At 47.0% G+C, this 18,103-nt stretch carries 16 protein-coding genes and 1 tRNA gene; 10 read left to right on the top strand and 7 right to left on the bottom strand.

Translation table 11 applies throughout. The annotated features are described in order from the left end of the window. Positions 1-104 precede the first annotated feature (104 nt). The 3 genes from EJV45_RS10165 to EJV45_RS10155 form a co-directional block, all read right to left on the bottom strand. Positions 105-1,391: an MFS transporter gene (locus EJV45_RS10165; protein ID WP_129715566.1), complete on the bottom strand. Its 1,287-nt coding sequence runs from the start codon at positions 1,389-1,391 to the stop codon at positions 105-107. A 63-nt stretch (positions 1,392-1,454) separates the two neighbouring features. Next, positions 1,455-1,640, bottom strand: coding sequence for a DUF6358 family protein (locus tag EJV45_RS10160; protein WP_129715565.1), 186 nt, complete (start codon positions 1,638-1,640; stop codon positions 1,455-1,457). Between the two features lie 2 nt (positions 1,641-1,642). After that, on the bottom strand, positions 1,643-1,960 hold the full coding sequence (locus EJV45_RS10155; protein ID WP_129715564.1) for a rhodanese-like domain-containing protein: 318 nt from the start codon (positions 1,958-1,960) through the stop codon (positions 1,643-1,645). A 196-nt stretch (positions 1,961-2,156) separates the two neighbouring features. Between EJV45_RS10155 and EJV45_RS10150 the strand changes: the two genes are divergently transcribed. The 4 genes from EJV45_RS10150 to EJV45_RS10135 all read left to right on the top strand — a co-directional run bounded on the left by EJV45_RS10150 (position 2,157) and on the right by EJV45_RS10135 (position 7,907). Continuing rightward, positions 2,157-3,281, top strand: coding sequence for a DUF4407 domain-containing protein (locus EJV45_RS10150; RefSeq protein WP_129715563.1), 1,125 nt, complete (start codon positions 2,157-2,159; stop codon positions 3,279-3,281). A 72-nt stretch (positions 3,282-3,353) separates the two neighbouring features. Beyond that, positions 3,354-5,189 carry a M61 family metallopeptidase gene (locus EJV45_RS10145; protein WP_129715562.1) on the top strand — a complete coding sequence of 612 codons (1,836 nt, stop codon included), beginning with the start codon at positions 3,354-3,356 and terminating at the stop codon, positions 5,187-5,189. 2 nt (positions 5,190-5,191) lie between these two features. Beyond that, positions 5,192-6,508: a M20/M25/M40 family metallo-hydrolase gene (locus EJV45_RS10140; RefSeq protein ID WP_129715561.1), complete on the top strand. Its 1,317-nt coding sequence runs from the start codon at positions 5,192-5,194 to the stop codon at positions 6,506-6,508. Positions 6,509-7,067: 559 nt separating this feature from the next. After that, positions 7,068-7,907, top strand: coding sequence for an AraC family transcriptional regulator (locus EJV45_RS10135; protein ID WP_129715560.1), 840 nt, complete (start codon positions 7,068-7,070; stop codon positions 7,905-7,907). Here the strand turns inward: EJV45_RS10135 and EJV45_RS10130 are convergent. After that, a complete protein-coding gene (locus EJV45_RS10130; RefSeq protein ID WP_129715559.1) occupies positions 7,904-9,580 on the bottom strand; it encodes an alpha-glucosidase in 1,677 nt (558 codons plus the stop codon). The genes EJV45_RS10135 and EJV45_RS10130 overlap by 4 nt on opposite strands. Before the next feature lie 103 nt (positions 9,581-9,683). On the opposite strand from EJV45_RS10130, the gene EJV45_RS10125 reads away from it, so the two are divergent. Together EJV45_RS10125 and EJV45_RS10120 are read left to right on the top strand one after the other, a co-directional pair. Then, complete coding sequence (locus EJV45_RS10125; RefSeq protein WP_129715558.1) at positions 9,684-9,899, top strand: hypothetical protein; 216 nt, start codon at positions 9,684-9,686, stop codon at positions 9,897-9,899. Positions 9,900-10,004: 105 nt separating this feature from the next. Next, positions 10,005-11,693 (top strand): S41 family peptidase, encoded by a 1,689-nt coding sequence (locus EJV45_RS10120; RefSeq protein WP_129715557.1) that lies wholly within the window; start codon positions 10,005-10,007, stop codon positions 11,691-11,693. Between the two features lie 21 nt (positions 11,694-11,714). Here EJV45_RS10120 and EJV45_RS10115 read toward each other — a convergent pair whose 3' ends face one another. Further along, on the bottom strand, positions 11,715-12,044 hold the full coding sequence (locus EJV45_RS10115; protein WP_129715556.1) for a 2Fe-2S iron-sulfur cluster-binding protein: 330 nt from the start codon (positions 12,042-12,044) through the stop codon (positions 11,715-11,717). Between the two features lie 74 nt (positions 12,045-12,118). Then, positions 12,119-13,129, bottom strand: a complete 1,011-nt coding sequence (locus EJV45_RS10110; RefSeq protein WP_129715555.1) for an NAD(P)/FAD-dependent oxidoreductase — start codon at positions 13,127-13,129, stop codon at positions 12,119-12,121. A 249-nt stretch (positions 13,130-13,378) separates the two neighbouring features. Here EJV45_RS10110 and EJV45_RS10105 point away from each other — a divergent pair, with 249 nt between their 5' ends. The 4 genes from EJV45_RS10105 (at position 13,379) to EJV45_RS10090 (ending at position 17,095) form a co-directional block, all read left to right on the top strand. After that, positions 13,379-14,179 carry a UDP-2,3-diacylglucosamine diphosphatase gene (locus tag EJV45_RS10105; protein ID WP_129715554.1) on the top strand — a complete coding sequence of 267 codons (801 nt, stop codon included), beginning with the start codon at positions 13,379-13,381 and terminating at the stop codon, positions 14,177-14,179. Positions 14,180-14,380: 201 nt separating this feature from the next. Further along, positions 14,381-15,454, top strand: coding sequence for a peptide chain release factor 1 (gene prfA / locus EJV45_RS10100; protein WP_129715553.1), 1,074 nt, complete (start codon positions 14,381-14,383; stop codon positions 15,452-15,454). Between the two features lie 102 nt (positions 15,455-15,556). Further along, positions 15,557-15,630: transfer RNA gene (locus tag EJV45_RS10095), tRNA-Asp, on the top strand. A gap of 247 nt (positions 15,631-15,877) precedes the next feature. Continuing rightward, positions 15,878-17,095, top strand: coding sequence for a site-specific integrase (locus tag EJV45_RS10090; RefSeq protein WP_129715552.1), 1,218 nt, complete (start codon positions 15,878-15,880; stop codon positions 17,093-17,095). 470 nt (positions 17,096-17,565) lie between these two features. Here the strand turns inward: EJV45_RS10090 and EJV45_RS10080 are convergent, their stop codons facing one another. Beyond that, the gene (locus EJV45_RS10080; RefSeq protein ID WP_129715551.1) at positions 17,566-17,838 is read right to left on the bottom strand and encodes a helix-turn-helix domain-containing protein; all 273 of its coding nucleotides are present in this window, start codon (positions 17,836-17,838) and stop codon (positions 17,566-17,568) included. Positions 17,839-18,103: the final 265 nt, after the last annotated feature.

The following is an 18,103-nucleotide window of genomic DNA, read 5'->3' as shown; positions in this document are numbered from 1 at the left end:
CAACGAACTTAAAATAGTGTCAAATTCTCTCAAAGAGCTTCAGCTCAAAGTTGGTAACTTTCACAAAGTTACCAACTTGGTCGTGAAATTTCATAAAAATTAATTTATTTTCTTTCTTGGTTGTTGATGTCTTCCAGGCTGAGGCTGGTGAGCGCGCGTGTCTTCCACCACGTGATGCCTGCAATTGCAATGGTCATGCTACCGCCGAAAATTACGGCGGGAACGGTACGCATCAGTTTTGCGGTAAGACCCGATTCGAAAGCGCCGATTTCGTTAGATGATCCAATGAACATCGAATTCACTGCCGAAACGCGTCCGCGCATCTCATCAGGTGTAAGCAACTGCATAATTGTAGACCGTATAATCACGCTGATGCTGTCGAAAGCACCTTCAAGAAATAAAAACAGAAGTGTCAGATAGAAATTTTTCGAAATGCCGTAACAAATGATGCTCGTACCAAAGCCTACTACGGCGATCAGCAGGTTGCGCCATGGCCGGTTCATGGGCGAAAAGCGGGTCATGGCCAACATGGTAAGCACAGCGCCGAGTGAAGCTGATGCGCGCATCATACCTAAACCCTCAGATCCGACTTTCAAAATGTCATTTGCAAAGACCGGCAAAAGTGCCACTGCACCGCCGAAGAATACTGAAAAGAGATCCAGGCTCATGGCACCCAACATCATCTTGTTCCTGAATACAAATACAACACCCTCAGACAGGCTCTTGAAGATATGCTGTTGAGGAACAAACGTTGGTGGATGCGATTTCAGAAAAAATATGCAAACCAGCGATGTCAGAATCAAGGCCAGAATGATCGAATAAGTTACGGTGATACCAGCAAAGCCGTAGATAAGTCCGCCGGCTGCGGGGCCCAGTATAGATGCAGCCTGCCAGCTTGAGCTGTTCCAGGTGCTGGCATTGGGGTAAAGTGACTTGGGCAGGATCTGCGCCATCAGCGAAAATGTTGCCGGTGAAAAAAAGCCGCGAGCAATACCGATCCCAAACACCATTACGTACATGATCGTTACCACCCGGTTTACAGGGATAAATTGGTGTGCCCATTGGGTAGTCGCAACAAGCATAACCAGTGAGCAAAGAAAAACCCCACTGAAGACTTTTAACAAAAGGCCGCGTTTCTCAGACTTGTCAGCTACATACCCTCCATACAACGCAATTGTGATGGCCGGAATGGCTTCGCATAGCCCTACCATGCCCAGGGCCAGCGGATCTTTAGTCAGGTGGTACACATGAAAGCCAATAATGACAGCCTGCATCTGGTAGGCAAGCGTAAAAAAGAAACGCATGCCCAGGTATGATCTGAACTCACGAAAGCGTAAAGCAGCATATGGGTCCGGTTTTTCGGGCCGGTTATCGGTGAGGGATGTTGTCATTTGATACTCACGTTGCACATCCGGCGAAGCCGAAAACATGGGGATAAAAAAAGGAGTAATTTCTTACTCCTTGAAACTTTTGCGAACTTCTTTAAGCAACTGCATTTTAAGATAAAAGAATACAACACCCGTGGCCACAAACATGGCGACCAACAGGTATTTTTCGTTCTGAAAACTCCATACCAGTCCGAATCCGGAAAGGATCAGCCCGATCGTGAAGAATATATTCAGTGCGATCTTTTTGCCCATGATTAGTAAACCGGCATGTTCGGATCAAACGCTTCCTGCCAGGCAAGAATGCCGCCTTTCAGGTTATACAGGTTTGTGAAACCATGCGCCTGCTCAAGCTGCATAACCGCTGCAGCACTCCTTTTACCACTGCGGCATTGAATGATGACAGGCTTGTCTGTCGCAATCTTGTCTGACTCGATCAGAATGCCGCCAAGCGGAATATTCTCGCCATCCAGGTTAGAGGTTTCATATTCAAACGGCTCCCGCACATCGATAAGCTGGAAGTCCTCTTTGTTGTCGATCTTTGCTTTGAGTTCCTCAACGGTAATCTCTTTCATATGCTTGATTTTTTGGTTGCGCCGCCGGAAATTTTTTCGCCGGCAGCTACGCAAATATACAAAGAAATTTTACCGCAGGTTGTTTGCCGAATTGTCTTTACATTTGTAATACACCCAGCAGACCATTTACAAAAGTTTTGTAACAACCTGACATCCCGGGCGTTTAAATACAGTATACACGAAAATTCTTCTCGAGATGAACAGGATAAACCGTTTTTTCTGGTTTTGCAGCGGCGCACACATTCCCACATTAGAAAAATACCCGACAGAGCACAATAAGTTCACTGGTATTGGGGCAACGATATTTTTTACGGGCCTGTTCGCAGCTCTTTCGGGCGGCTATGCCATGTACTTCGTGTTTAAGGGTGATGCCCTCGCGGTTCTTTTCGCCCTGTTTTTCGGTCTGATCTGGGGCCTTGCCATCTTTAACATGGACCGTTATATCGTTTCCAGTATCAACAAAAGCGGATCAACCTGGAAACAGGTACTTCAGGCTGCCCCGCGTATCTTCCTGGCGGTAATGATTGGTATTGTCATTTCGCGACCGCTTGAACTGAAACTCTTTGATAAAGAAATCCGCGAGCGCCTAAAAGTCAGTTATCTGAATGCCCAGCGTGCTAAGATTGATACACTTAACAAGGCTTTTGCCAAAAAATACACGGCTGAGCTGGCTAAGCTTGATGAATTAAAGGCCCGGCGCGACTCGCTCGAACAAGGGATAAAAACCGACCGGCAGAAACTGAATTTCGAAATTTTCGGAAACAAAACCACAGAAACATCCGGAGTAATGGGGTACGGACCGTACGCAAAACGTAAAGAGGCTGAGCTGAAAGCCCGTGAAAGTGATCTCGACAGCCTGAAGGCCGGGATTACCAAAGCGGAGGGGTTTGTTGATGGCCGGAAAAAGTTTGATGGCCTGATGGATGAAAAACTGCTAACCGGCGTTCAGCTTGACAGTGCCGTGAATGTAGCTGGCTTTGCAGACCGTAACTGGGCGCTTGGGCAGCTAAAAGTTAATCCGAACGGTACGAAAAACGAAGACAATGCGATGGCTGTCACGTTCATTGGTTTGTTATTTATCTTCTTTGAATGTCTTCCGGTGTTTGTCAAACTGATGAGCCAGCGCGGTGTATATGACGTTGCTATAAACGACCTGGAGTTCGTAAATGTGCACCATTCAACAAAAGACAGGGATTATAATGTGAACGTGGCCGACCGTATACAGGGTACCAGGGTAGAGGCGGAAGTAACAAAAAGGCAGGAGATTCTAAAGGGCCGCGCATACCGCGATCTTGAAAAATACAACTGGGATCAGGACTAAGCAGTGCTGTAATTCTATAAATATTTCTTTCGTCAGCCTTTATGCGTTAAATTGGCGCATTACCTTACATTCATGAAGAAATTTTGCCTTTATGCCGGGCTATCGCTGTTTGGTTTTACAGCATTCGCCCAGAAAGAAGTCGCCTATACGGTATCTTTCCCCAATGCCATACACCACGAGGCGCAAGTCGTTCTTGAACTGACCGACATCAAAGCGGGCGATGTTCTTTTTCGCATGGCACGCTCTTCACCCGGCAGATATGCTACGCATGAGTTTGGCAAGAATATCTACAACGTTAAGGTTTGGAACAACGGTAAAGCCGTCTCATTCGAGCAGCCTGCAGGAGACCAGTATCGGGTAAAGGCTGCCGCAGGAAAATTGCGCCTTGAATATACGCTCTTTGGTAATTGGATTGACGGCACCTATGCAGGTATTGATGAGAGTCATGCACACCTGAATGTGCCGGCCGCTTTTTTATTTCCTCTCGGGATGGATAAACTTAGCCGTAAGGTGACGTTCAATCTGCCGAAGGGTTCTGAGTGGAAAATCGCTACCCAGCTAAAACCGCTTTCTGAAACCACCTTCACCGCACCCGGGCTGCAATATTTTATGGACAGCCCGATCGAACTTGCCCGATACCGCCAGGCGCTTGTAGCCGAACGCCAGACCAATGGAAAAAAACAACGTATCTGGTATGTGGGCCACATTGCTGATGACCAGTCCGTAGCAGATCAGTATGCCGCTATGATTGCTAAGGTTGTCGATGAACAGGCTGCTATATGGGGTGAGCTTCCTGCTTTTGATTATGGCGAATACCGCTTTTTGCATGATGTGCATCCCGAAAATGGCGGTGATGGAATGGAGCATCGCAACTCGACGGTTATTACGCAGCCCCGCAAAACCGTTAAAGGCAATGAAAGTCAGTTGCTGGGTACATTCTCTCATGAATTTTTCCATGCCTGGAATGTGGAAAGACTGCGCCCTAAAAGCCTCGAACCGTTTGATTTCAGCCATTCAGATATCAGTAGTGAGCTTTGGCTTGCAGAAGGTTTCACCCAGTATTACGGAAACCTCGTGCTGAAGCGGGCCGGCTTCAGAACACTGGAGGAATGCCTGCACGTCTTTTCCGGCATTGTAAATACGGTGTTAACGAGTCCGGGAGCGCGAGAGTTTTCGCCCGTTCAGGCCAGCCGTTATGCGGTCTTTGCAGATGCAGGGGTAGCGGTCGACCAGACAAATATGTCAAATATCTTTACCTCTTATTATACCTACGGTGCTTCCGTTGCCCTTGCGCTTGATCTGAGTCTGCGCAGCAGCTACCGGCTCACACTGGACGATTATATGCGCGCGCTCTGGAAAAATCATGGCAGGCCGGAGATCCCGTATACCATTCCAAACCTCGAAAAAACGCTTGCTTTACTTACTAAAGACGAACCCTTTGCCAGAAAATTTTTTGCAGACTATGTATATGGTACAGCGAAGCCCGATTTTGCGGCCTTGTTTGCCCATGCGGGATTCATACTCAGAAAACCAGCCAATCCGGCATTGTATACGGGCCTTGAACGTGTTCAGGTAGCCAATGGCGAAGCCCGGATTTCAGGCTCAACCATCAAAGGCAGCCCCGCATACGAAGCAGGCCTTGATGCAGGAGACATTGTAATCAGGCTTGGCAGGCAAAGAATCAATGACGCTTCAGATCTGGCTAAAGCGCTTGAAGGGCATAAAGCCGGTGATTCACTCGACCTGTTATACAGCCATCGCGGAGAAAAAAAACAAACGACTATAAAATTAACTGAAAGCCCTGTTCTTGAACTTGTCGCCATGGAAGTGGCCGGGAAACAACCCGGTGCAGATATGGTGGCCGTCAGAGCGCAATGGCTTAACAGTCAGATCAAACAAACCAACTAACAATGAAAAAACTTTTATTCGCGCTCTCGACGCTGGTCACTGTGCAGGTGTCGGCCCAGCAAAAACCAGACATCAACCAGATCATTTCAAAAGAATATGCAGACAGGCTGATCAAAACCCTGAGCGCTGACGAGATGCAGGGTCGCGCAACTTTCGGACCCGGAATTGATAAGGCAGCCACTTTCATTGAATCAGAATTTAAAAAGATCGGCTTGCAGCCATTGGCGGGACTGAAGGGTTACCGGCAGACATTTTACAAATACAGACTGAGCGGCAGACAGGGTACAGTAACTGTAAACGGAAAACCGATTGACCAGGCAAACATAGCCGTTATCGGGAGTACAACCGAGAAGCTCGCTTTTGATGCGAAGAGCGGAGCACCTGTAACCGTGCTCGATACGACTAAAGAGTTTTCAGCGCAGTACCGGCAGTTCGCGCGCGCGCCGAAAAAACAATTGGTCATTGTACCGGCAAAATTCGCGGAAGCCTTCAAACGCATCAGAGGCTTTTCAGCCGGTGCGTCTGTTGTTGATGAAAAAGATCTGAACGCGACAGAGGGCGGGGGCTCCGTATTTGTACTCGGCGCCGATCCCGCTGCAAAGGACTTCTCTGTAAATATGCAAAGCAAGGTCGAGAAACTTCCCTTGTTTAACGTGGCGGGTATGATTCCCGGTAAAAGCAAAAAACAGGAATTGGTTATCTTCTCAGGACATTACGATCATATAGGCATCCAGAAGGCGGTAGGCACAGATAGTATTGCAAACGGTGCCGACGATGATGCTTCCGGAACTACGGCAGTGATCGCGCTGGCCAAGTACTATAAGGCCTTAAAAAACAATGAACGTACGCTTATTTTCGTCGCCTTTACGGCCGAAGAAATCGGAGGCTTTGGTGCCCGCTATTTTTCAAATCAGCTCAATCCTGACGATGTTGTTGCGATGTTTAATATCGAGATGATTGGCAAAGATTCAAAATTCGGACCGAACACCGCGTTTATTACGGGTTTTGAAAAATCGGATTTTGGGAAGATCCTGCAGAAAAATCTGGCGGGTACCGAATTCAGTTTCCATCCGGACCCCTATCCACAGCAGAATCTTTTTTACAGAAGTGATAATGCAACACTTGCAGCGTTAGGCGTTCCTGCACATACCATCAGCACTGTGCAGATTGACGGCGATAAACTCTACCACACCGTGAAGGATGAATACAGCAGCCTTGATGTCCAGAATATCCTGGCTACCATACGAGGTATTGCTAAAAGTGCTGTAAGTATCGTGGCAGGTAAAGATACACCGACACGCATAGCGAAATTACAATAGCAGCAGTGCTAGTTTCAGCCGATATTCTGGTAGTTTTCAACTTGATTAAGCTAATTGTCGCTTCTGCTCGTAAATTTCGATTTACGTTTGTTTTTTTAACTAAAGTTGGTAACTTTCGAAAAGTTACCAACTTTGCAGGAGTCAAACTCTGTTCAAAAACCGAGAAGTCCCTTCGTAAAACTTATTAACTACCTAGTCTCTCTTCCGGCATTTTCCGCAACAATAAACTTTTCAAGCCATCCGCTGAAAACTTTATAGCGCCCATTGGTAGCACAGCGCCTCTTAAGCTGAAAACTTCCCTCTGCACCTTCGCATGATCATTTCATCATTCGAGTTTGTTCAGACCACTAAAATGATAAAGCTCCCTATCCAGGGAGCTTTTACCAACTAACAAAACATATTTATTGGAGATGAAGGACTAAGTCTTGGCGTCGCCCTTTGCCCGGCCATAAAAACGGACAGGCTCAGGGGACATTTGTATTTTTATTTAGACTCATTATAAATTATATACGAATTTGCTTATAATTGTGCTCATCTGTTAACGCGAGGCGGATAAAAAATGCCTTCAGAAGGAGCAATGCACATCGAAATAAAATTTCCCAATCAGCATACATTAAACTATACGCTTGAACGCCTGCCGGGCGAAGCCTGGTTGTTTGCACACCCACTCCTTTGTGTCAGATCTGCAGTCGTGGGGCATATGCACCTACTTTTATTCGATTGTAAAGGGATAGACGCAATCATGCTCGATCCGGGTGTGGCTGCAGATGGGTTGGTGTTTGCCTTTAACGGCGACATCCACCTTGATCATACCATCCTGCCGCAGGGTTCTGCAGCTAAGATCAATGCCAAAATGCTCATCAAACCCCAATTCTCCGCATTCATAATTACAGGTCAGGGACTAGAAGGGACTGTGGAACAGGGCATGCTGAAGCCCGATACCCACGTGTTTCACTCCGCTCGTTTACTTGCGGAACTGCTTCGCATATCACCGATAGATATGCCGCAGCTTGAACAGCAAGCTTCTGCATTTTTAGAAAAAGGGCTTTCCGGGGACACGGATCAAGGCAACATAACTGAAGATGACGTCAAAAAGCTATGGCATGCGAAGCAATATATGGAAGAACACATGCAGGCCCCCCCGACACTATATGAGCTTTCCCGTATAGTTGGCTTAAACGACTATAAGTTGAAAAAAGAGTATAAAGCGTTTTTTGGCAATACGGTTTTTGGTCATCTCTTCGATACGCGCATGGAAAAAGCCAGGAGCATGTTGGTATCGGGCAGGCTTCCGGTAGGTGAGATTGCCTACCTGGTTGGTTACAAAAATCCCCAGCACTTTACTGCGGCCTTCAAGAAGAAGTACGCCTGCCTGCCTGGTAGCTTACGGAAAGACTAGTCTTCTACCCGGATAATCACCGCCTGCCAGGCCTCAAGATGAACATTCCCTGAATCCCGGCGCATGTGCTGCTTTAAATTGTTGATTAATACACTGTATTCATTGACATACGAAGGCAAGCTAATCGACGTCCTGTTGCTGCTGAAGTTAAGTAAAACGATCAGCCGGTCATTTTCGAGAGTCCGGGAGTAGGCATAAACTTCCGGATGCGTAGCATCTACCAGTTCATAGATGCCATAGATCAGTGTTTTGTTTTCCCGCCGTAACGCCACAAGTTTTCTAAAAAAGCTGAGTGGGCTGTCAGGGTCGTTCTCCTGCAACTCGGCATTGACAGTTTTGTAGTTGGGATTTACTTTTAGCCAGGGGTTCGACGTGCTGAACCCTGCATTCGGGTCTGAATTCCATTGAAAAGGGGTGCGGCCATTGTCGCGGGCTGTTAACTTCTGGTTATCCATAAATGTCTTCAGATCGCCAACTTCCTGTCTGATACGTTCGTACTGGTTAATGGTCTCAATATCACGGTAGTCGTTGATAGAATCAAAGCGTATATTGCTCATGCCCAACTCGTCTCCGGCATAAAAAAACGGGGTAGCCCGGTGACTGAGCAGAAAGGTCATAAGTAATTTGGCCGAAGCCTTAGCGAACGCCGGATCGTCGTTGCCCCAACGGCTCAACATACGGGGCTGGTCATGGTTACCGAGGTAGATCGTGCCCCAGCCGCGCTGTTCAAAGACCTTATCCCATGCAGTATAAACCTGTTTAAACTTGAGCAGGTCTACCCCTTCGGGATCAGGTACCTTGTACGCACCCGGGATATAACCAATATCCATGCCTTCGAAGTGATAAAGGAGATCCAGCTCTTTTCTTTCCGGATCGACAAAATTAAGTGCCTTTTCTGGCGTGACACCAACTCCTTCGGCAATGCTGACCATATTATAATGCTGCAAAACCTCGCGGTGCATCTCCTGAAGGTGTGCATGCAGGGAAGGGCCCTCAGAATACACCTGAACCGGTGGCCAATTTGTGTCTTTCGAAATAAACGGGATGACGTCCATGCGAAAGCCGTCTATCCCCTTGTCTAGCCAGAAACGCATAATGTTATACATCTCGTGGCGTAAGGCAGAATTTTCCCAGTTCAGATCAGGCTGTTTTTCGCTGAAATAGCGCAGGTAGTAGGAATTTGTGTGTGCATCGTACTTCCAGGCGTCGTTCTTAACATCAAAAAAACTAAAGCGCTTCGGCGGTACGCCCTTTTCGGCGGGAAACCAATGGTAATAATCCCGGTAAGGATTGTCGCGGCTTTTGCGGCTCTCAATAAACCAGGGATGTTCATCACTGCTGTGGTTGGCTACCAGATCAAGAATAAGGCGTAAACCGCGGTCATGCATTTGACTCAGCAGTTCGTCGAAATCATCCATGGTGCCAAAATCGTCCATGATGTTCCGGTAGTCACTGATGTCATAGCCGTTATCATCATTCGGAGATGTAAAAATAGGGTTCAGCCAGACTGCATCCACGCCGAGACGCTGTATATAGTCCAGCTTTTCAATAATGCCCCGCAAATCTCCTATACCGTCCCCATTACTGTCTTTAAAGCTGCGGGGGTAAATCTGGTAAATGATTGCCTCTTTCCACCATGGTTGCGGTGTCTTGCGAATGTCTGTTGCCGTCATGTACAAGAAACCGCGGGTGGTGTAGATTTGTTTCCGGCCGGACAGCCCGGGCGGTGTTTTGACCTTGCCTTTTATTTGTTATTTTTGATGCAAATATTTACCGATGGCAAATTTTACGCTTACTGCAGAGAACTGGGAAAAAGTGAAAATCAAATTTCTGCGCAAATACCGTGACCTGTCTGGTGCCGATATCGAGTTTACACCCGGTAAGGAGGAGGAACTTGTTCAGCAGCTGATGCAATTGGTAAAGCGTGACCGTACGTATATTGAATTTACAATCAATAAGGCGCTTGCTGATCTGAAAGGTAACCGCCTTTAAAACTCCTCAATTCGCGAATTTTTGGTGCCTGAAGATTTACAGGCCGCTTCTGTTTTTGTATATTTAAACGATGGCACGTTCCAAGGTGCTGCGATAAATTTTACGATGAAAAAAAGCCGCTCATTCCTGTTTGCGGTCCTTTTGCTGGGTATATCTGTATTAAGCTGGACCTTTCGAGAAGACCTGTTCCTTGTTTCAAAGAACCTGGATATTTTTGCCTCTGTTTACAAAGAGATCAATATGAATTATGTTGATGAAACAAACTCATCTGATCTGATGCGCACAGGAATTGATGCCATGCTCGAAAGTCTGGATCCATATACCGAATATGTTCCTGAATCTGAGGTTGAAGATTATAAGCTTAAATATGTCAGTACCCAATATGGTGGGATCGGTGCAAGCACAGTATTTCTGGAAGGCAAATTGTACGTAAACGATATCAGCGAAGGTTATCCGGCCAACCGCAGCGATCTTCGCTCGGGCGACCAGGTGGTACGGATCAATAACATTGCTGTACAGGGAAAGGACCGTGCCGAGATCAGCCGTTTGCTGAGAGGCCCCAAGGGCAGTCCGGTTACCCTGATGCTGATCCGCGATGGCAATGTGCTCACCAAAACGCTTACGCGCGATGAAATACGCCAGCCGAACGTAAGTTACTCAGGTATGCTTCCTGACGGAATTGGTTATATCCGGCTGGATAAGTTTCTGGAAAACTCGGCAAAAGAAGTGCGCGACGCGCTGGCAAACATCAGCCGGCAGCAGCCCCGCGGTCTTGTGCTCGATCTGCGGAACAATGGCGGCGGCATTTTACAGGAGGCAGTAAAAATAGTGAACCTTTTTGTGAATAAGGATGTGCTGGTTGTTACGCAGAAAGGTAAAAACCCTGAAAAAACAATTGCCTATAAGACGTACAGCAGCCCCGTTGATGCGCAGCTTCCCCTCGTTGTGCTGATTAACGGCAATTCGGCTTCTGCTTCAGAGATTGTTGCCGGTGCCATGCAGGATCTGGACCGCGGTGTAGTGATCGGCCAGCGCAGTTACGGAAAGGGTCTGGTGCAGCAAACTTTTAATCTGCCGTACAACAGCCTGGTGAAGGTTACGGTTGCCAAATATTATACGCCTTCCGGCCGATGCATCCAGGCGCTCGACTATGCCCATCGCCAGGCCGGCAGGGCATCGAAATTTGCCGATTCCACAATGTCTGTATTTCAAACCAGCTCCGGGCGCCAGGTGTATGACGCAAATGGCATTTATCCAGATGTGCACGTGGCGGCGCGAAAGGTTAGTCCGGTCACGCTCTCGCTTTTCACCAAAAATCTTTTTTTCGGTTATGCAAACGCCTATAAAAAGACTAAACCGGCGCCTGCCGATGCCCGGACATTCCGCCTTTCTGATGCAGATTACAATGAATTTGTTGCAAGCCTGGCAGATAAAGATTATAGCTATACAAGCAAAACGGAAAGTCTGATCAGCGGCCTGACTGAGGAGGCAGAGAAGGAAAACAAACTTGCCCAGGTTAAGGCCGATATTGATGACCTCAAAGCCAAGCTGCTGGGCACCAGGAAAACAGAGCTGACAACCAACAAGACCGAGATCAAACGGGTACTTGAAAGCCAGATCATTGCCCGGTATTTTTATGAAAAAGGCAAAATTGAGCAGTCATTCCAGTATGACAAGGAATTACAGCAGGCCAGCCAGGTGCTGAATAATAAAACGCAGGTGCTCGCTATCCTCAAAGGAACAGGAAACTACAAGACTATCGGCAAGCCCGGAAAAAGTGCTGAACTTGACTAACGTAAGTTGGCAAAAGCAGGTTTAAGACTGGTGATGCAGTTTTACCTTCAGACCATTCATGGCGGGGTTAAGCTGCAGCTGGCAGGCCAGGCGTGAGTTTGGCAGGAGGTCTGGAAGGGTATCCAGCATAGCGTACTCATCGTCAGACATCTCGTTTAACTTCTCCTCACCCTCAAGTACATCAACACAGCAGGTTGCGCAAAGCGCCATGCCGCCGCAGGTGGCAAGGATGTCGTATTCAGAAGCTTTAAGGAATTCCATGAGGCTAAGGCCCATGTCAACCGGTGCCTCGTGTTCGGTAACCGAACCGTCGGGTTCCTGTACGTAAATCGCGATGTTGTTTTCGTCCATGACGGAGTGAGTTTGCTTTAACGTCCGGCAGCTTTTTAGCCGCCGGAGCGCAAATTTAACAAAATGCCGGAAAATTAAAATTCAGAGATGCCGTTCACCGTAGTGTACTTCATCGTGTATTTTTTACCGGGGTTCATGTATTGGTATGCACTATGGCTCATCAGTGCGGCTTCATGGAACCCACAGAGAATCAGCTTCAGTTTGTTTGTGTATGTGTTGATATCGCCTATGGCGTAAATACCGGGGATATTGGTCGAGTAGTCATCTACGTTTACCTCAATGGCACTTTTACTGATATTGAGGTTCCATGCTTCGATCGGGCCAAGTTTCGGACTGAGACCAAACAACGGAATCAGGTGATCGGTTTCTACGCGGGTTGTTTCCATGCTGCGGTTGTGAATCAGCTCGATCGCTTCCAGCTTGCCATTGCCCTGAACGGCATTCAGGTTGCTGTTCAGCACCAGGTTAATGCGTCCGCTTTCGGCCAGCTCCATCACCTTGTTCACTGAATCGGGCGCACCGCGGAAACTTTCACTACGGTGAACCAGCGTAAGTTCGCTAACTACATCGGCAAGATAGATGGTCCAGTCTAAAGCAGAGTCGCCGCCGCCTGCTATAACCATTTTCTGACCCCGGTATTTTTCAGGATCAAGAATCATATAGTTGACGCCCTTGCCATTTTCAAACTGCTCTAGACCCTCAACTGCTGGCTTGCGGGGTTCGAAGCAACCGAGCCCGCCGGCAATGACTACAACTTTCGCTTCGATCACGGTGCCCATGTTTGTGGTCAGAACGAAATCGGCCTCGCCACGTTTTTCAAGTCCTTCAATGCGCTCGCCGAGCGTAAAGGTTGGATGAAACGGTTTGGCTTGCTCCATGAGGTTATCAATAAGTTCCTGCGCAAGAACCGAAGGATAACCAGGGATGTCGTAGATCGGTTTTTTAGGATAAATTTCAGACAGCTGCCCGCCAACCTGCGGAAGATAATCGATCAAATGGCAACGCATTTTCAGCAATCCTGCTTCAAAAATTGCAAATAAACCAACGGGTCCGGCACCGATAACGGCAATATCTGTTGAAATCATAATTCTAATTTGGCTGCAAATTTACAAAAAATACAAATACGACCAGTCTTATTTAGAAGAATTCCAAATAATGAATCGTCATTATGTGTTTTGTTAACCAGGCTTGCGCGCGGTGGGCCAAAAGTAATGAATATAAATGTAACTCTATAGAAATTGTAGATTATCCTTCGCGACCGTTAACCGAGGCTCTTTTACTGTAGCGTATGGACCATAGCCATTAGACAACGAATTTTGTTAGTTTTGTTTCGCATGAAAAATATCTATTTCGCATCAGATTTCCACCTGGGGACACCGGGCAGGGAGGAGAGCAGGAGCCGCGAGCGGCGTATTGTGCGGTGGCTGGACAGCATCAGGCCAGATTGTGCAGAGCTCTTTCTGATGGGGGATGTGTTTGATTTCTGGTTCGAATACGAGAAGGTAATTCCGAAAGGATTTGCCCGTTTGCAGGGGAAACTTGCTGAAATGAGCGATGCCGGTATAAAGATCTGGTTCTTTAAGGGCAACCACGACATGTGGGTTAGAAGTTATTTTACCGAAGAATTAGGGATGCAGATTGTGAGTGATGAACTGGTAATTGAACGGGGCGGAAAAAGGTTCTACCTGCATCATGGCGACGGATTAGGACCCGGCGACAGCAAGTATAAATTTTTGCGTAAAATTTTCAGGAGTCCGCTGTGCCAATGGTTGTTTGCGCGTGTTCACCCCAATCTGGGAATTGGCGTTGCAAATGCCTGGTCTCGGCACAGCCGTGCGGCAGGTGCCAAAGAAGAAGTTTATCTGGGAAAAGCACGCGAATGGCTGGCCATTTATGCCGAAGAAATTCTGCAGCAGCAGCACATTGATTACTTTATCTTCGGTCACCGGCACCTGCCGCTTGATCTTCAGCTCAGCCGGGGAAGCCGGTATGTAAATACGGGCGAATGGCTGTTGTACCAGTCGTACGCCGTTTTTGATGGTACGGAACTTAAACTTTGTTTTTTTGAGAGTGACAAAAGACCCGGCTGGATGCAGGAGGAAAGTAACCGAACAGCAGCCAAACCTGCGCTATAAACCCGATTGCGCGGAAAGCCCGGAGGGAGGTACGACCGAGGACTTGCAGCAAAAGCGGGGCTGCAGCGGGCTATGTTAGCCGGACCCTGCTTTTCGGCCACATATGAACCATAAAAAATGTGCGCGAAAAGCCGTATTTTTGTAGCCCGAAACACGACGGCGTCTTTGCCTGTTGTGCATTGGAATTCTGAACAATAGCATATGTTAGATAAATTAGAAGCCATCAAACTGCGGTGGGAAGACGTTGAGGAGCAATTGAGCAATCCGGATGTGATCCAGGATATGAAACGTTTTGCCGCGTTGAATAAGGAATATAAAGACCTGACCAAAATTGTAGAGGAGTACAAAGTCTACAAGAATGTGATGAGCAACATTGACGCGAACAAAGATATTCTGGCTAATGAAAAGGACCAGGAGATGCGCGAAATGGCTAAAGAAGAGCTTGATCTGCTGCTTGATCAGCAGGAAGAAATGGAAGAGCGCATCAGGCTGATGCTGATTCCTAAAGATCCTGAGGATGCTAAAAATGCAGTGTTCGAGATCAGGGGTGGTACCGGCGGTGATGAGGCTGCGCTGTTTGCGGGCGATCTTTACCGGATGTATACCCGGTATTTTGAGACCAAGGGTTGGAGAACGGAGGTTATGGATGTGACCGAGGGTACGGCCGGCGGGTATAAAGAGGTTGTGCTTAAGGTAAGCGGCGACGACGTGTACGGTCAGCTCAAATACGAAAGCGGGGTGCACCGTGTACAGCGTGTGCCTGAAACGGAAACGCAGGGCAGGGTGCATACATCGGCGGCTTCTGTTGCTGTGTTGCCCGAGGCTGAAGAAGTGGACGTGTACGTGAATCCTGCCGATGTGGAGCTTCAAACTTCGCGTTCGGGTGGTGCCGGCGGACAAAACGTAAACAAGGTAGAAACCAAGGTGCAGCTAACGCACAAGCCTTCGGGCATTGTGGTTGTGTGCCAGGTAGAGCGCTCGCAGCTGGCCAACCGGGAGCTGGCCATGGAAATGCTGCGCAGCAAGCTTTACGACCTGGAGGTGCAGAAAAAACACGGCGACATCGCAGCCAAAAGAAAGACGATGGTCTCGACGGGCGACCGGTCGGCCAAGATCAGAACCTACAATTATCCGCAGGGGCGGGTAACCGATCACCGCATCGGGTTGACGCTGTATAACCTTCCTGCGGTAATGGATGGGGCGGTTCAGGACCTGATTGATGCCTTGCAGTTTGCTGAGAATGCAGAAAAGATGAAAGAAGGCGCTGTAAATTAAGCGCTTATAAATTATTTGAAAAAAGTATTTGCAAAGTAGAATATTCGATCTATATTTGCATTCCCGAAAGGGAAACAGGAGCTGGAAAGCAACTGAAACTTAGGAGTGGTAGTTCAGCTGGTTAGAATACATGCCTGTCACGCATGGGGTCGCGGGTTCGAGTCCCGTCCATTCCGCTTAGAGAGTATCTAAAATTGATTAAACCCTTCAAATGATATCATTTGAAGGGTTTTTTGTTTTTGGCCCATGCCAAAATATGCACTGGAACTCATAAAAAACGTGAGTAAAACGTGAGTCGCAAATTCCAATTCTTGGACTCACGCGGAAGGGGTTAAGTTGTTGTAATACAACATGTTCAGCGAGTGAACATCTTGATTTCAAATGATGAGCAAATTAATTTTATAACTATTAATCCTCATTGTTATGAGTGCAAGAACCACATTGCTTTTTCATCTGAGAAAGCCAAAAGCATTAACTGCTAACGAATCACCTGTTTATCTGCGTTTTACAGTTGAAGGTAAACAAGCCGAGACATCTACCGGACGCAGCTGCAATCCAGACTCCTGGAATAAAAGACTCGGCAGGGCTTATGGCAACAGCGAAGCCGCCAGATCACTCAATTTTTTTCTAGATACCCTTGAAGCACGTGCAAAAGACGTCGTGCGACTAACGGAAATGCAAGGAGAGGTGATCACTGCTGAGACACTAAGAAATCGCCTGATAGGAAAAGTCGAAAAATCGCGATCCATCATATCCGTGTTTGAGGACCACAATAAGCGTATGCGTAGCTTGGTTGGGCAGGATTTTGAAAAGAGTACGCTTCAAAAATACGAGACCTGCCTGATGCACCTTAAAGATTTCCTTCTATGGAAATACAAAGCAAAAGACCTGGCCGTAAAACAAATCACCTTCGAGTTTCTGAATGATTTTGACTACTACCTGCGGAGCATTCGCAAATGCGGGAGCAATTCTACCATCAAGTACCTGAAGAATTTTGGAAAAATTGTTCGGTTGTGTATTGGCAATGGATGGCTAACCGTCAATCCTTATATCAACTACAAACCGAAAACAACGCGGGTTAACCGCATCGCTCTCACAAATGAAGAACTGGCACGCATAGCAGATAAAGAATTTCCCGTAGGCCGTTTGAATGGCGTTAAGGATATATTTTTGTTTAGCTGTTACACTGGATTGGCTTATGTTGACGTACGGAAGCTGAAGCGTTCAGAATTGATAAGAGGTGTTGATGGAGAATTGTGGATCATGACCAGTCGGCAAAAGACAGATACGCTGTCGCGTATTCCTGTGCTGCCGCCGGCCAAAGCTGTTTTAGACAAGTACGAGGATCACCCAGAGTGTTGCAATACCGGCCATGTGCTGCCGGTCATGAGCAATCAGAAGATGAATGCTTACCTAAAAGAAATTGCTGATCTCTGCCGTATCGATAAGCCGCTAACGTTCCATATTGCCAGGCATACATTTGCAACCACAATCACGCTCAATAATGGCGTTCCTATAGAAAGCGTAGCAAAGATGATGGGGCATACCAATATCAAGACCACCCAAATCTACGCGAAAGTGCTGGATGAGAAGATTGGGAGGGATATGGCGGCGCTGCGGGAAAGGTTGTCGGTTGGTTAGTTTCAATTGTCTATTGTCGAGAATGCTTGGCAGTAGACAATTTAGTTATGATATTTGACCGTGATTCGTTTGTTAGCTTTAAGGATATTAAGGAACCATTATTAGCTATTAATAAACTTTAGGCAAAATGCCCGATGTATCTTCGCCGATTTGAACAATCGGTCACTCGGCATTAACTTCGTTATCTGCCCAATAAATTAGGCTGCCTGATTTTGGATGATTGGAAGGCTGATACCTTATAAAGCCAGCTATCTGTAACTCACGAATGCATTTGTGATACGTCGCAATGGAACCGATACAGGCATAGGTCATCAGGGTTTTGCGTGTTATCGGAAATGGGCTTAAAAATTGGTGTCGCTGATAGCAAAGGAACAGTGCAGTAAATAGACTGACATGCATTGCTGAGAAGTCCGGATGGAGGGCGATTCGTTTGATGGAATCACTAAAAGACTCAGGGATAAGGATTGTTGTCATTTGGAGATTTTCTTTCTGCCCTCGAGCAACGCTTGGATATCGTCGAGTTGGTAGTAATGGATGCTGCCCACTTGGCTATATTTTAGTGAGCCGTTGATGCGTAGGTTCTGCAGTGTGCCAGGGGAAATTTTCAGAATCTTTCTCACTTCCGAGCTGCGCAGCCAGGCTTGAGCGGATGGGTTTGGTTTGATGTGTCGTTTTAAATCTTCAAGCAGTTCGACTTTGAACTGCTGCAAGTCTTCTTTGGTGATTAAGTCTGATGTTTTCATGATATTGTCGCTTATCGCAAGTTACTCTGTGTGTATGGCAGTGTTTCGGAGCTTGGAAATGAAATGTTATCGCATTGATAGCCACATGGTCAGCAAAAGATTCTAATGCAAAGCAGCTGTACTGCAAACAAAATTTTCTTCAGGAGAATAAGGCGTAAGTTATGCTAGCAGATTTGAGGGATGTTATACTGACGTGAACGGATATCACAAGCGAAATTAGCTTCCGTTTTTGATATTAAGGAATGAGAGTTGGAAATGACTATTT

The sequence above is a fragment of the Pedobacter sp. SYP-B3415 genome (genome assembly GCF_004138205.1).
In the GTDB taxonomy this organism is placed as follows: domain Bacteria; phylum Bacteroidota; class Bacteroidia; order Sphingobacteriales; family Sphingobacteriaceae; genus Pedobacter.
Note: the sequence above shows the minus strand (reverse complement) of the source record. Positions and strands in the feature narration are given on the sequence as shown.